The organism is Novosphingobium indicum (assembly GCF_014645195.1).
Lineage (GTDB): Bacteria > Pseudomonadota > Alphaproteobacteria > Sphingomonadales > Sphingomonadaceae > Novosphingobium > Novosphingobium indicum.
The window spans coordinates 67918-81628 of record NZ_BMLK01000013.1 but is presented as its reverse complement, the minus strand read 5'-3'; the positions used below and the strand labels follow the sequence as shown (position 1 = coordinate 81628).

Below are 13711 nucleotides of genomic sequence, written 5' to 3'. Positions count from 1 at the left end.
GCCAGCAGGCGCCCGATCGGGGGGCAGATGGGCGCCTTGGGGGATTTTGTGTCAGGCGAACTTGCCGGGCTTGGCGATCTCGCTCACCGGCTTGCGGCCTACCGCAACCTCACGCTCCTGCAGGAATTCCGGCAGGGTTTCCTTGGGAGCCTGCTTGCCGATCACGAAGGCGGCTTCGAGGCGGTGGTCGTCGGGAATGCCGAGCGCCTGTTCGGCTTCGCCGAACTTGATGCCGGTCATGCCGTGGGTGTGATACCCCATCGCCTGCGCCTGAATGGCGCCCAGCACCCAGGCCGCACCGGCATCGAAGCTGTGGCTGTGGTTGGGCGAGGTCTTGCCGTCGGGACCGGTCGAGTTCTTCGCAGAGACGACGAAGACGAGAGCCGACGCATTCTTGGCCCAACCCTGGTTGAAGTCGATGAGCTGCGAAAGCAGCAGGTCCCAGTTGGCATCGCCGCGACGCGCGTAGAGGAACGTCCAGGGCTGGACGTTGTAGGCCGAAGGCGCCCAGCCGGCAGCCTCGAAGATCACGTCGAGATCTTCCTGCGGCATGTCGCTGCCGTCGAACGCGCGGGGGCTCCAGCGCTCGACGATGAGCTTTTCGATCTTGGGGTGAGCAGTGCGTCCGGTCATGAAACGGGGTCCTTTCGGTTGGGAGAGTGAGAAGAAAGAGGCGGCGGAGGCTTTTGCTCCGCCGCCGGAGGTCAGGCTGCGTCGACGAGCACGAGTTCGCTGTCCTCGATCGCGGTTACAGTGATGGTATCGAGGTCGGTGATCGCGACACCGTCGCGGGCCCGGGCCTCGACCTCGCCAACCCGAATGCGGCCCGTGGCCGGCACCAGATAGGCGTGGCGCTGCGGATCGGTGGCATAAGTCACCGTGTCGCCCGCCTTGATGGTGGCGCCCAGCACGCGGGCGTCGGCATTGATCGGCAGGGCATCGCCGTCGCCTTCATGGCCGCTGGCCAGCGTGACGAAACGGCCAGCGCGGTCGTCCTTGGGGAACGGGCGCGCCCCCCAGCCGGGCTGCTCGCCGCGGCGGTCGGGCATGATCCAGATCTGGAAGAGCGTCGTTTCCTCATCCTCGAGATTGTACTCGGAATGGCGGATACCGGTTCCCGCGCTCATCACCTGCACGTCGCCCGCTTCGGTGCGGCCGCGGTTGCCAAGGCTGTCCTCGTGGGTGATCGCGCCCTTGCGAACATAGGTGACGATTTCCATGTCGCGATGCGGATGGGCGGGAAAGCCGGTCTTCGGCGCGATGGTGTCGTCGTTCCACACGCGCAGGCGGCCCCAGGTGGTTCTTTCCGGATCGTGATAGTCGGCAAAGGAGAAATGGTGATGCGCGTCGAGCCAGCCATGGTTGGCGGCTCCAAGGCTTGCGAAAGGGCGGAGTTCGATCATGGGGGCACTCCTTAAGCTGAAGGGTTGAGGGTCGATGCGACCCGTTGCCCTCCAGATAGAGCTTGGCATGCAATCGGAAAATTGGGATAAATTCGACATAGATGTTCGGATTTGTTGAATGCCTGACCTTGCCCCTCCCAGTCTTGATCACCTGCGCACATTTCTTGCCGTCGTCGAGGAAGGCAGCTTCAACGCTGCTGCCCGCAAGCTCGGGCGCGCGATTTCGGTGGTCAGCTATGCCATCGCCCAGCTCGAAACCCAGCTCGATGTGCGGCTGTTCGACCGCGAGGGCTCGCGCAAGCCGCAGCTGACCGAAGCGGGCCGCGCGCTCGTGACCGAAGCCCGCGCCATTGCCGACGACATGGACGCGCTGCTCGCCAAGGTGCGCAGCCTGCGGCAGGGGCTGGAGGCCGAACTGTCGCTGGCCATCGACGTGATGGTACCGGGCCATGTCCTTGCAAAGCTGCTGCGCGACTTTCAGGTGCGCTTCCCCAGCGTGGCGCTGCGGCTGCATGTCGAAGCGCTGGGGGCCGTGGCCGCGCTGGTTCTGGACGAGCGGGCCACGCTGGCGATTGCCGGACCCGACATTCTCGACTTGCCCGAGACCGAACGCGAGACGCTGGGATCGGTCGAAATGGTACCCGTTGCCGCACCGGGCCACCCGCTGGCGCAGATGGAGCGGATCGCCCCCGGAGAGGCGCGCAAGCACCTGCAACTGGTGCTGACCGACCGTTCTCCGCTGACCGAAGGCCGGGACTTCTCGGTCTTCAGCCCGCGTTCGTGGCGATTGGCCGATCTCGGCGCCAAGCATGCGCTGCTGAAGGAGGGGATCGGCTGGGGCTCGATGCCACGCCACCGGATCGAGGCCGATCTGGAGCAGGGCTCGCTGGTGGAACTGCACCTGCCGGAGACCGCGACCATGGACTACGCCCTCGTCGCGCTCTGGCGAAAGGACTACCCGCCCGGCCCCGCCGCCGTTTGGGTTCTGGACGAAATGCGCGAACGGCTGGCGAAGTGCCCCTGAGATCGTGACGGCGGGTCTTGCACCGCTCCGCCTGCTCCCCACTTTGAGGGCATGACCGCTACACGCCTCTTCGACCGCGCCGTGATCCGCCTCTCGCCCCGCGATGGATCGGACGAGAATATCGCCGACTTCCTGCAGGGACTGGTAACCGCCGATGTGAAGAAGGCATTGCCCGTCTGGACGGGCCTGCTCTCGCCGCAAGGCAAGGCCCTGTTCGACTTCGTGGTCTGGTCTGCCGGGGATGACCTTCTGATCGATTGCGAGGCTTCGGCGGCCGACGCGCTCATCAAGCGACTCTCGATGTACCGGCTGCGCAAGGCCATCGATATTGCCCGGGACGAGACCGTGGCCGTGCACTGGCGCCCCCATGTCGGCGATGGCGCCTCGCCCGACCCGCGCCTTGCTGCGCTTGGCGAGCGCTGGATCGCGCAGATCGACGCCAGCGATCCCGAGGAAAGCGAACAGGGCGCCGACGCGGCATGGCTCGCGCACCGGCTGTCGCTGGGCGTGACCGAAGGCCAGGCCGAACTGGGCGATGGCGAGACGCTATGGCTCGAATGCAATGCCGGAGAACTGAACGGCGTCAGCTTCACCAAGGGTTGCTTCGTGGGTCAGGAAAACACGGCCAGGATGAACTGGCGGCAGAAGGTCAATCGCCGCCTTGTCGTCGTGCCGCTGGATCGTTCGGACGAAAAGCGGCGCCGTATCGCCTACCCCGATCTGGGGCTGGCCGTCGATCACATGCGGGTCGATGCCATCGACGCCGACCTCGTGCCGGAGTGGCTGCAACCTTCGCAGAGCGCCTGATCAGGCGCTGAGCGCGTGATCGCTGCTGCGACCTGCGGGTAGCTTCCCCTTTTCGAGATCCGCGACATAGAGCCGCGCGAGCGCTTCCCCGCCACGGCCTTCGCTGAACCGGGGACTTTCCTCACCCGCATCGTGAAAGCCGGCAGCTTCAAGAACACGCGCCGAGGCATCGTTGTCGATGAAGTGCTTGGCCACAAGGCGGCGGTGTCCAAGGGTCCACGCCTGGTCCACCACGGCACGTAGCGCTTCAAGCGCATAGCCTTGCCCACGATAGCCCGACGCAATCCAGTATCCCACTTCGACATCCTTGCCGAACGGGCCCAGGCCGATCCCGCCCACGAGCTTCGCACCATGCGCACCGCGCAAATACATGAAGAAGTGGGGAAAGCGCGGATCGCGCGGCCGGTCGAGATATTCACGCACAGCCTCGCGCGTGCGCGGGAAGGCGCTCACCTCGATGGTGCGCTGAATTGCCTCGTCATTGAAGGCCTCCAGAAGATCGTCGAGATCTTCCGGCCACCCGGGTCTCAGAAATAGCCTCTCCGTGCGGAAAAACATGTCACGGTTCTCCGTTGCCCCTATTCCGCTAAACCCATTATGCACCCAAGCGCCTGCAATTGCACGACGTTTTCTGTGCAGCGAGGGTGGCGTGCGACCAGCAGAACAGCCGCACTCCGTTATCCGGAAAATTCGATCCGATTCCCGAGACTTGCTCAGGCCGCGCGTTTGCATCCCAAAAGGTCATCGCATGTGCGCGAAGGGCCGAGTGCCAGTTCATAGGACCGCACCGGGCACGCCTTGCCCCGCCCCTTGCTGAACCGCTCGACGACTCGCCCGGTCCGGCGGAAGCCCGTCTTTTCCAGCACGCGGCCCGATGCGGGATTGTCGATGAAGTGCTGCGCGGTCACACGGCGATGCCCGAGGGTTTCGGCCAGGGCGACGACGGAACGCGCGGCCTCGCTGGCATAACCCTGCCCCCAGTGATCGCGTGCCACCCAGTATCCCAGTTCGACGCCGTCCTCGATCTTGTCGAGCCCGATACCGCCGACGATCCGGGCGCCCGGCGCATCGGGAACGGTGATCAGGAAACGGGGGTGACGATGGCTTTGCGGCAGCGCGAGGAAGCTGCGAGCATCCTCCCCCGCATAGGGCCAGGGCGCACTGGCAAGATTGCGCACGACCTGCTCGTCGGCAATCTGCCCACAGAGTTCTTCCCAGTCCTCTGGCCAGCCTGGCCGCAGGAACAGCCGCTCGCTGCGAAGGAACATCGTAATTCTCCACTCACCCGCCGCGCCATTCCGGTAGCCGAAACGCGTGACAATGCCATTACGCAGGCGGGCGCGACGCGGGGCGGCATGCAGCACATCGCAGAGATGCGGCAGGCCGAGGCCGGAGTGACGCGCGCTTGCGGCGAAATGAGGAAGAAAAGCAAAGAGGGAGACGGGCGATGGCCCTCTCCCTCGTGCAGCCGGACTTACAGCGTCCGGCGGGGCCATCCCGTCAGGATGGCCCTTTTACCGACCATCCGATTTATTCGGCGGCTTCTGCCATGGCATCGACCGACACGTACTTGCGGCCGAGTTTGCCATCGTGGAAGCGTACGCGACCTTCAGCCAGCGCGAACAGGGTGTGATCCTTGCCCATGCCGACATTCACGCCCGGGTACACCCTGGTACCGCGCTGACGAATGATGATGTTGCCGCCGATCACTTCCTGACCGCCGAACTTCTTCACACCGAGGCGGCGGCCCGCTGAGTCGCGACCGTTGCGCGATGAACCGCCTGCTTTCTTATGTGCCATTTCCCGTTACTCCGAATGCAGGGCTTCAGCCGACCGACGTGATGCGCAGAAGCGTCATCTGCTGGCGGTGGCCATTCTTGCGACGATAGTTGTGGCGGCGGCGCTTCTTGAACACCACGACCTTCTCGCTCTTCGCCTGCGCAATGATCTCGGCCGAAACCGAAACCTTCGCGGCGTCAACGACTTCGCCGTCCTTGCCGGCGATGAGAACGTCGCCCAGAGTAATGGTCTCACCGGCTTCACCAGCCAGCTTCTCAACCGCGATCTTGTCTCCGGCGGCAACCCGGTACTGCTTGCCGCCCGTGCGCACAACTGCGAACATGGTGCCCTTACCTAATATCAATGTGCCCGAAACGAGCCGAAACAACCTTGCCCCGGCCGCGATGTTCCAGACAAAGCCTGAGAACGTGCGGGCGACGCGCCGGATACCCCGCGAGGCGCGAGGGGCCGGAAAGAGTGGGTGCCGTTAGGGCAAGGCCCGATTCGTGTCAACCAAGGACTGGAGGAATCGCATTCCCCGGCATCGATTCCGGCAACGAAAGCCCCTCCCCTCGCCGACGCGCCATGCTATGGCACCTTTCATGATCCGTGCGAAGGCCCGACTGCTTACCGCCCTGCTGCCGATGATGGCGGCCGCCTGCTCCACCGCGGGGAACTATCCCTCGCTTGCCGAACGCGATGTCGAGCGCGTCAGCGGCAGCGCCGAGCCGGTACCGGGCGACACCGCTCCGGAGGCCCCCGCGCCGCCGCCTGCCAGCGCCGAGCTGGTCACCCGCCTCAACGGACTGGTGGCGCTTGCCCACGAAGCCGACAGGCAGTTCCAGGCAAACCGCCCCGCAGCCGAACGCGCTGTCGCTGCGGCCGGTAGCAGGGCCACCGATTCGTGGAGTTCGGCCAGCGTCGCGCTCGCACTGCTGGAAACGAGCCGGTCGAGCGCCATGGTCGCGCTCGCCGATCTCGACAACCTCTATGTGACCGCGCGAAACGATGCGGCGCTGGAACGCACGCCGACGACCGAGGCGATTGCCTCCGCTCGCGACGAGGTGAACGGCTGGGTCGACGCGCAGGACACCGTCATAGCGCGGCTCGCGGCCCGCCTGCCCAGCTGACCTTACCGGCACATCTGCTTTCGAAAGAGCAAAGGAAAGGCGTTATTATACTTGACGTACCCACGTTGAGAACGTAGTGTGAATCCACACTTGGAGTTCACCTGATGTCATCCGCTCTTTCCGCCCCGCACTTCCACAACGAAGAAGCTGCTTATGCCTATGTTGAGGCGCGCATTTGGCCGGAAGGTCCGGTGTGCCCTCACTGTGGCGGCGTGGAGCGCATCAGCAAGATGCAGGGCAAGAGCACCCGCGTCGGCGCGTACAAGTGCTACCAGTGCCGCAAGCCATTCACCGTGAAGATCGGCACCATCTTTGAGGACAGCAAGGTCGCCATGCACATATGGTTGCAGGCGATGTACCTGATTGCGGGCAGCAAGAAGGGAATTTCGAGCAACCAGCTTCACCGCACCCTTGGCGTGACCCTCAAGACCGCTTGGTTCATGTCGCATCGCATTCGCGAAGCCATGCGTTCGAACGATACTGGCATGTTCGGCGGCAACGGTGGCGTTGTCGAAGTTGACGAGACTTTCATCGGTCGAATCAAGGGTGCTCCGGTCAAGCGCGCCTTCCATCACAAAATGAAGGTTCTGGCGCTGGTGGATCGCGACAGCGGCAAGGCTCGCACCATGGTCATAGACAACGTGAACGCCTCGACCCTTATGCCCATCGTTCTCGACAATGTTGCCCGCGAAGCCCGCGTGATGACCGACGAACACAGCGGCTATCGCGATATGAGCAAGTTCTTTGCCGCCCACGGCACCACCAGCCACGGTCGCGGCGAATACGTGAACCTTGAGGATCGCAGCATCCACAGCAACACCGTCGAAGGGTATTTCAGCATCTTCAAGCGCGGCATGAAGGGCGTCTACCAGTTCTGCGGCGAACAGCACCTGCACCGCTACCTTGCCGAGTTCGAGTTCCGCTATAACAACCGCGTGGCGCTTGGTTGCAATGACGCTGACCGTGCCGATGCGCTCCTTTCGGGTATCATTGGCAAGCGCCTCACCTATCAAACAGCTAGTGCGAGGGCCTAATGCCCAAGAAGCAAAAAACGGAAAGCCAGGCAGAGCAGAGCGAGCGGTTCATTCGCGAGGCTCAAAAGCTGATCGACGCTGGCGAACTAAGCCCCACCGACGCGCAGCGGGCAGTCGATGATTTGTTGAAACTTCAAAATCAGGCCACCCCAAGAAAGACTTAAAGCAATCTTTATATGTTGCGTTTTTGGCCGCTTCTGCCTATATCGGATGCAGGCCTCCGATGTCCGAATACGCTGGCTAGCCCAGCTTTGCTCAAGGCGCAGTCCTTGGGATAGGGCACCGGGGGACCTACTCCTTCGATCTGTGGTTCCAAATGGTCAAAAACCGCGCGTCCATTGCCGTGTTGGTTGCCCACGAATGCCGCCCGGATACCTTCAAAACATAGTCGGCCAATGCGCCTTTAGGCGAGCTATGGACAATGTTATTCCGCTTGGCCGCAATCGCCCCGACAATCACATCAGCCATTTGAACGATGCCATGACGCTCTGACTGGACAGGCTCGATGGTCCTGACGCAATTGGGTTTTGCGTCGTAAGCAACATACGCGGCCTTGCAGAGTTCATGCCGCTTTTCGCAAATATCGGCAGAGTCATTCCCCGCATCCAATCGGACATGAATCTCTCGCTTCTTGCCGTAGAACCTAGCCACGCGGTGAAGCAGAAGCTGGAAATACATTTTGTTCACGCTAGTGTCGCGGGTCGCGCCTTTTACCGCCTTGTGATCGTATCCGTCGAACAGTGGGATGATGACGTGCAGTGCCGCTTGGCGCTCCCTCACAAGCTGGAAGGCATAGCGCACCAAGGCCTCATAACCTTCGCGTTTTGCACCGCCACGATATGCGCTCCAATGGAATTCAGATTTGATCCCTGCATCGTCGCGAAGCATCGCGATGTGATCTTCGACTTCGGAAATCCTATTCCCGCTGACAGCAAACCCGCCAGCGACCATGAAAGCGCGTTCTTTACTACTGGCGTCTCCAAAGAACGTCAGAGAGGGCAGAACTGGTTGAGATACGATGACAGCCATAGCCCTTCATGGCGGGGCGGGCAGAGGCAGGCAAGGCTAGCTATGTCCGGTCGGGTACGTCACGTATAATAACGCCAAAGGAAAAGCCCCTCCCCCGCGTGGGGGAGGGGCCCTCCGAACGTCCGACCTTGACCCAATAGCCCCCCGGCTCGGGTCAAGCGGTCAGATGACGAAGGTGACAAGTACCGCAGCCGTCAGGCCTCCGCCCAGGATCAGCACGGGCAGCGTTAGGGCCCGAACAGTCGTTGAACCGGCTGTCAGCCTTCCGCTCAGAGTGTCGATGCCTTGGGAAACAAGCTGCACCAGCCTTGCCGTGAATGCCTCGATCCCAGCCTCCCTGATCACACAGTGACCAGCCAGACCGAACGCAAGGACGACAACACCGGCGAGGAACACCATCGGTACAGCCACGGTAGAATCGAGAAATACCGAAGCCATCATGGCGATGGATGCAAGATAGAGCCCTATGAAAGCAGCGTAGAGGCCCGTCGCCGAACCGGAAGATCGATCAGCAGCAGGGCGTACGGGCGCGCCGGTGATGATGGCGATTTGCTGAAGCCGTTGCTGATCGATTCGCTGCGACATGGTGCCGTTCCCCTTCTGAAGGCACCATGTGTGATTGCCGCTCCAAGCGATTTGACCGCAATCAAACGGCTACGGCTTTTTACGGTCAGCCCCAGCGGGCGATATCCTCGAAATCCTGTTCGCGCGGTTCGATCCAGCGCCATTCACCGCCCGCCTTCTCGCGCTTCCAGAACCACGATTCGCTCTTGAGGTGATCCATCGCATAGTCGGCAGCGGCAAAAGCATCGCGGCGATGACGCGCCGCGGCGGCGACCAGCACGATCGGATCGCCCGGCTCCATTACCCCGCTACGGTGGACCACCAGCAGGCCTTCGAGGTCCCAGCGCTGGCAAACGCGCTCGGCAAGGTCCTTCATCGCCGGGAGCGTCAGCGGTTCGTAGTGCTGCAGTTCCAGCGCCTCGACCTCGTCCCCGGCACGCACCTGCCCCAGAAAGCTAACCACGCCGCCGGCTTCGGGATGGATGCGCGTAAACGCGCCCAGCTCGTGGGCTGGATCGAAGGGATCGTGCAGCAGGCGTACGTCGGAACTGGTCAGCGTCATGTCATCCGCCCGAAACCGGCGGCAGGAAGGCGATCTCGTCGCCCTCCTTGAGCACCGGCGCATCGGTGTCCTGAAGCAGGATGCCGTTCACCGCCAGCTTCACGCGCGGCGCCCGCAGCGCTTTGGCAAGATCGGGATCGAGGCTGTCGAGCACGGCATCGATCGAGGGTTCGAGAGGAACCGTGCGGCTACTGCCGCCGGCGAGGTCTTCCAGGCGCCCCAGGAACACCAGCTTCACACTCAAGGCATTCTCCTCATCGGAAGAAAGCAGACCTGTCCGGGCATGCACGTCAACCTCCTGTCATCGACATGTGACGGGAAACGGCCGGGGCCGCGCCCGGTTCCTCAATGCGGAAGTGATGACGCTCGGGCTTGATGCGCATGGCGGTATCGAGCGCGGCGGCCAGTGCGGCCTCGGGGTCCTCGCTGCGCAGCGCAGCGCGCAAGTCAACGCGCTCGTCACCGCCGAGACAGGCATAGAGCTGGCCGGTCGCGGTCACGCGGATGCGGTTGCAGCCTTCGCAGAAGTTGTTGGTGAGCGGCGTGATCAGGCCGATCCGGCCGCCGGTCTCTTCCACGTTCCAGTAGCGCGCCGGGCCGCCTGTGCGGTGTTCGCTGGGCGTCAGTGTCCAGCGCCTGGCCAGATCCTCCTGCACCGCCACGAGCGGCAGGTAATGATCGAAACGGTCTTCCTCTACATCACCGAGCGGCATGACCTCGATCAGCGTGCTGTCGAAACCCTCTCCATGCGCCCAGGCGATGAGATCGGGAATTTCAGCTTCATTGATCTCCTTTAGCGCCACCGTGTTGAGCTTGACCTTGAGCCCCGCTTCCTTGGCCGCCTGCAGCCCTTCGAGCACCTGCGGGAGCGAATCGCGGCGCGAGAGGCGTGTGAAGGTTTCGCGGTCGAGCGTATCGAGCGAGACATTGACCCGGCGCACCCCGGCAGCGGCCAGATCGTCGGCGAATTCGGAAAGCCGCGTTGCGTTCGTGGTCAGCGTCAGCTCATCCAGACCATCGCCGATCTTGCGGCCGAGTGCGCGCACCAGCTCCATCATGTCGCGGCGAACCAGCGGTTCTCCGCCGGTCAGGCGGATCTTGGTGATGCCGCGGGCAATGAAGCCGAGCGCCAGATCGTGCAGTTCCTCGAGCGTCAGCACTTCCTTGCGCGGCAGGAACGTCATGCGCTCGGGCATGCAGTAGGAACAGCGCAGATCGCAGCGGTCGGTAACGGAAAGCCGCAGGTAGGTTATGCGGCGCTGGAACTGGTCGACGAGGGGTGCTGGGCTGTTCATCCCTGCTGATATAGCACTGGACCGGCCCCGGTTCCATTGAGGGGCAGCAATTGTCCCGTGACCCCACCGGCACTCTTCAGCCAGCGCGTCGCGGCTTCGAGCGCGGCTGCCTCCGAACATTCGACCGCATTCACGCGCGAGGGCGCAAAGCGGCGGGCCAGCGACTGGACCAGAGCCAGGCGCCATGCCCGATGCGCATGATCGGCAGGCAGGAAGACAAGGGTCAACGGATCGGCTCCGCCCCCAAGCGTGGCCTCGACGGCGGGAAGCAGCCGTGCATGAAAGTCCGCAGCGGCTTCCAGCGGATCGTCCGACAGCGGGCCGACATGGAAAATATCCTGCACGCCCGGCCCCGTCAGCGCCGTTCGCGGGTCAGCGTCATGCCGATCTTCTCGCCGTTCTCGGCAATGGCGAGTTTGACGATCTTCACCGTGACTGCCTCGACCCGGTCGTCCTGCAGGAACAGCGTTTCGCAGATGTGATCGGCCACGGCCTCGATCAGCTTGAAGTGCAGGCCCGGCGGCAACGCTTCGGACGCCGCGAACTTCAGGTCCATGTAGTTCTTGCTGGCATTGAGCGGCGTATCGGGAGCGTAGTGCCGCGCGGGCTTCATCCGCACGGTAATCGTAAAGCGCAAGGGCTGCGGCTTGCCGGTTTCCTCCGAGTAGATGCCGGTGAGGACATCCTGCTCGAAATCGGCGACTTCAAGTATCAGCGAATCGACCATGGCGCCCTTTAGCCGGGATTCGACCAGCGTGCGAATATGGCCGTTGGCAGCAAGCGCCCCTGCCGATCCTCGCGGACCGCCAGATCGCCATGCTCGATCTTGCCCGGCAGGCCCTCGAACAGCTCGTCCATCAGACCGGCCAATGCCAGCGAGGACATGCGGACGGCATAGACGGTGAGGAACAGGAAGCGGCTGTCCGGATCGAGCAGCTGGCGGCAATCGGAGAGCAGACCCGGCAGGCCTTCTTCGAGACGCCAGGTCTCCCCGCCCGGTCCACGGCCGAACTTGGGCGGGTCGAGGATGATCCCGTCGTAGCGCTTGCCCCGGCGCACTTCGCGCGCGGCGAACTTGGCGGCATCGTCGACCAGCCAACGCACCGGGCGGTCTTCCAGACCCGCCAGTGCGGCATTGTCGCGCGCCTGCGCCACCGACTTCTTCGAGGCATCGACATGCGTCACCTGCCCGTGCGCCGAAAGCGCCAGTGTACCGACGCCGGTATAGCCGAACAGGTTCAGCGTCGCGGCATCATCGCGCCCGGCAAGCTGGTCGCGCATCCAGTCCCACACCGGGGCCATGTCGGGAAAGAAACCGAGGTGGCGAAACGGTGTGCACTGCGCGGTGAACGAAACCTCGTTCCACATGAGCGGCCAGCCTTCGCGCGGGACGTTGCCGCCGAAATGCCACTTGCCGCCGCCATCCTCGTCGGAACCGGGGACGAATTCGCCGTGCGCGTCCCAGTCGGCGAGCCGCGGCGTCCACATCGCCTGCGGTTCGGGGCGGATAAAGCGGTAGTCGCCGTAGCGCTCAAGCTTGCGGCCATGCCCCGAATCGACGAGGCCGTAGTCGCTCCACCCTTCTCCCGCGAGGACGACCGGCTGGGTTACCAGCTCAGCCATCAGACCCTGGGCGAAGCGTGGCTGGCCACGAACTCGGCAACCGCATCGTATTCACCGGGGAGCGCGACGCACTTTTCCTCACGGTCGAACAGATCGCCGACACGCGCGGGCAAACTGGGGCGGTGCCCGGTGGAGCGCTCGACCGCTTCCGGGAACTTGGCGGGATGCGCGGTCGCCAGCGTGACCACAGGCGTCGCCTCGTCGAGTCCGGCCGCGCGCGCCGCGAACAAACCGCAAGCAGTGTGCGGGTCGATCAGCTCGCCGCAGTTCTCCCAGGCCCAGCGGATGGTCGAGGCCATCTCGTCGGCATCGGCGCGGCACGACTGGAACAGCGCGGCGGCGCCTTCGCGCTGCGCATTGGTGAGCTGCATCGCCTTGGTCGCTTCGAACCCGGCCATCTGTTCGGCCATAGCCTTGCCGTCGCGGCCACCGAGATCGAACAGCAGGCGTTCGAAGTTCGACGAGACCTGGATGTCCATCGACGGTGCCGCAGTGGGCGTGACCGCGCCCTGCGAGTAGTCGCCGGTGGAGAGCGCGCGGTGGAGGATGTCATTGACATTGGTCGCAACGATCAGCTTCGCGACGGGCAGGCCCATCTGCGCTGCGACATAGCCGGCGAAGACGTCGCCGAAGTTGCCGGTCGGCACCGAAAAGGCGACCGCGCGGTGCGGCGCACCAAGCTGCAGGCCCGCGGCGAAGTAGTACACCACCTGAGCCATGAGGCGGGCCCAGTTGATCGAGTTCACCGCGCCAATGGCGAAGCGATCGGTCATCGCGGTATCGGCGAACATGCGCTTCACCATCGCCTGGGCATCGTCGAACGAGCCCTCGATGGCGATGTTGTGCACATTGGGTGCCAGCACCGTGGTCATCTGCCGGCGCTGCACGTCGGAAACGCGGCCCTTGGGGTGGAGCATGAAGATGTCCACCTTGTCGCGCCCGGCCACGGCATCGATCGCCGCCGACCCGGTATCGCCGCTGGTCGCCCCGACGATCGTCAGGTTGCGGTCCGAACGCGAAAGGAATTCCTCGAAGAACAGGCCGAGCAGCTGCAGCGCGACGTCCTTGAACGCCAGCGTCGGGCCGTGGAACAGCTCCAGCACCCACTGCTGCTCGTCGAGCTGGCGCAGCGGCGTCACCGCCTTGTGCGCGAAGCGGCCATAGGCCTCGGTCGTCAGTTCGAGCAGCCGCTCGTACGTCAGGCTATCACCGACGAAGGGTGCCATGACTTTCGCGGCGAGTTCGGCATAGGGCAGGCCCGCCATGTCCGCGATTTCTTCCGCAGAGAAGCGTGGCCATTCGCGCGGGACATAAAGGCCGCCGTCCGACGCGAGTCCGGCCAGCGTCGCGCCTTCGAAATCGAGCGCCTGTGCGCTGCCGCGGGTGCTGATGTATTCCATGGCCAATCCTGTTGTTTGCCCGGCCGGTTAGCGGCGCGCGCGCGGAAAGGGAAGCCTCGGC

At 63.8% G+C, this 13711-nt stretch carries 20 protein-coding genes; 5 read left to right on the top strand and 15 right to left on the bottom strand.

Going from position 1 to position 13711, the window contains the following annotated elements; all coding sequences use genetic code 11:
* Positions 1-51 precede the first annotated feature (51 nt).
* Both IEX64_RS14435 and IEX64_RS14430 read right to left on the bottom strand, forming a co-directional pair.
* Positions 52-633: a nitroreductase family protein gene (locus IEX64_RS14435; protein WP_188820558.1), complete on the bottom strand. Its 582-nt coding sequence runs from the start codon at positions 631-633 to the stop codon at positions 52-54.
* A 71-nt stretch (positions 634-704) separates the two neighbouring features.
* Positions 705-1403, bottom strand: a complete 699-nt coding sequence (locus tag IEX64_RS14430; protein WP_188820556.1) for a pirin family protein — start codon at positions 1401-1403, stop codon at positions 705-707.
* A gap of 118 nt (positions 1404-1521) precedes the next feature.
* On the opposite strand from IEX64_RS14430, the gene IEX64_RS14425 reads away from it, so the two are divergent.
* Together IEX64_RS14425 and ygfZ are read left to right on the top strand one after the other, a co-directional pair.
* Complete coding sequence (locus IEX64_RS14425) at positions 1522-2427, top strand: LysR family transcriptional regulator (RefSeq protein ID WP_188820554.1); 906 nt, start codon at positions 1522-1524, stop codon at positions 2425-2427.
* A 51-nt stretch (positions 2428-2478) separates the two neighbouring features.
* Positions 2479-3234, top strand: coding sequence for a CAF17-like 4Fe-4S cluster assembly/insertion protein YgfZ (gene ygfZ / locus IEX64_RS14420; RefSeq protein ID WP_188820552.1), 756 nt, complete (start codon positions 2479-2481; stop codon positions 3232-3234).
* On the opposite strand, the gene IEX64_RS14415 is transcribed toward ygfZ, so the two are convergent.
* The 4 genes from IEX64_RS14415 to rplU all read right to left on the bottom strand — a co-directional run bounded on the left by IEX64_RS14415 (position 3235) and on the right by rplU (position 5356).
* The gene (locus tag IEX64_RS14415) at positions 3235-3792 is read right to left on the bottom strand and encodes a GNAT family N-acetyltransferase (RefSeq protein WP_188820550.1); all 558 of its coding nucleotides are present in this window, start codon (positions 3790-3792) and stop codon (positions 3235-3237) included.
* Between the two features lie 155 nt (positions 3793-3947).
* Positions 3948-4502, bottom strand: a complete 555-nt coding sequence (locus tag IEX64_RS14410) for a GNAT family N-acetyltransferase (protein ID WP_188820548.1) — start codon at positions 4500-4502, stop codon at positions 3948-3950.
* A gap of 262 nt (positions 4503-4764) precedes the next feature.
* Positions 4765-5034, bottom strand: coding sequence for a 50S ribosomal protein L27 (gene rpmA / locus IEX64_RS14405; protein WP_021233962.1), 270 nt, complete (start codon positions 5032-5034; stop codon positions 4765-4767).
* Between the two features lie 25 nt (positions 5035-5059).
* A complete protein-coding gene (gene rplU / locus IEX64_RS14400) occupies positions 5060-5356 on the bottom strand; it encodes a 50S ribosomal protein L21 (protein ID WP_188820546.1) in 297 nt (98 codons plus the stop codon).
* A gap of 259 nt (positions 5357-5615) precedes the next feature.
* Between rplU and IEX64_RS14395 the strand changes: the two genes are divergently transcribed.
* The 3 genes from IEX64_RS14395 to IEX64_RS14385 all read left to right on the top strand — a co-directional run bounded on the left by IEX64_RS14395 (position 5616) and on the right by IEX64_RS14385 (position 7341).
* Entirely contained in the window at positions 5616-6143 is a 528-nt protein-coding gene (locus IEX64_RS14395; protein WP_188820544.1) for a hypothetical protein, read from the top strand.
* A gap of 104 nt (positions 6144-6247) precedes the next feature.
* Positions 6248-7177: an IS1595 family transposase gene (locus IEX64_RS14390; protein WP_188820542.1), complete on the top strand. Its 930-nt coding sequence runs from the start codon at positions 6248-6250 to the stop codon at positions 7175-7177.
* On the top strand, positions 7177-7341 hold the full coding sequence (locus tag IEX64_RS14385) for a hypothetical protein (protein WP_188820540.1): 165 nt from the start codon (positions 7177-7179) through the stop codon (positions 7339-7341). The genes IEX64_RS14390 and IEX64_RS14385 overlap by 1 nt, the downstream gene beginning before the upstream one ends.
* Positions 7342-7468: 127 nt before the next feature.
* On the opposite strand, the gene IEX64_RS14380 is transcribed toward IEX64_RS14385, so the two are convergent.
* The 9 genes from IEX64_RS14380 to thrC all read right to left on the bottom strand — a co-directional run bounded on the left by IEX64_RS14380 (position 7469) and on the right by thrC (position 13650).
* A complete protein-coding gene (locus IEX64_RS14380; protein WP_188820538.1) occupies positions 7469-8206 on the bottom strand; it encodes a DUF3800 domain-containing protein in 738 nt (245 codons plus the stop codon).
* Positions 8207-8368: 162 nt separating this feature from the next.
* A complete protein-coding gene (locus IEX64_RS14375) occupies positions 8369-8791 on the bottom strand; it encodes a hypothetical protein (RefSeq protein ID WP_188820536.1) in 423 nt (140 codons plus the stop codon).
* An 85-nt stretch (positions 8792-8876) separates the two neighbouring features.
* Positions 8877-9332 carry a molybdenum cofactor biosynthesis protein MoaE gene (locus IEX64_RS14370; protein ID WP_229710371.1) on the bottom strand — a complete coding sequence of 152 codons (456 nt, stop codon included), beginning with the start codon at positions 9330-9332 and terminating at the stop codon, positions 8877-8879.
* Position 9333: 1 nt separating this feature from the next.
* Positions 9334-9570: a MoaD/ThiS family protein gene (locus IEX64_RS14365; RefSeq protein WP_229710403.1), complete on the bottom strand. Its 237-nt coding sequence runs from the start codon at positions 9568-9570 to the stop codon at positions 9334-9336.
* Between the two features lie 52 nt (positions 9571-9622).
* Positions 9623-10627: a GTP 3',8-cyclase MoaA gene (moaA, locus tag IEX64_RS14360; RefSeq protein ID WP_188820530.1), complete on the bottom strand. Its 1005-nt coding sequence runs from the start codon at positions 10625-10627 to the stop codon at positions 9623-9625.
* Positions 10624-10971: a Rossmann fold domain-containing protein gene (locus IEX64_RS14355; RefSeq protein WP_188820528.1), complete on the bottom strand. Its 348-nt coding sequence runs from the start codon at positions 10969-10971 to the stop codon at positions 10624-10626. Before IEX64_RS14355 ends, moaA begins: the two co-directional genes overlap by 4 nt.
* 11 nt (positions 10972-10982) lie before the next feature.
* Complete coding sequence (locus IEX64_RS14350) at positions 10983-11354, bottom strand: dihydroneopterin aldolase (RefSeq protein ID WP_188820526.1); 372 nt, start codon at positions 11352-11354, stop codon at positions 10983-10985.
* Between the two features lie 8 nt (positions 11355-11362).
* Complete coding sequence (locus tag IEX64_RS14345; protein ID WP_188820524.1) at positions 11363-12250, bottom strand: class I SAM-dependent methyltransferase; 888 nt, start codon at positions 12248-12250, stop codon at positions 11363-11365.
* Complete coding sequence (gene thrC, locus IEX64_RS14340; protein WP_188820522.1) at positions 12250-13650, bottom strand: threonine synthase; 1401 nt, start codon at positions 13648-13650, stop codon at positions 12250-12252. The genes IEX64_RS14345 and thrC overlap by 1 nt, the downstream gene beginning before the upstream one ends.
* Between the last annotated feature and the right edge of the window lie 61 nt (positions 13651-13711).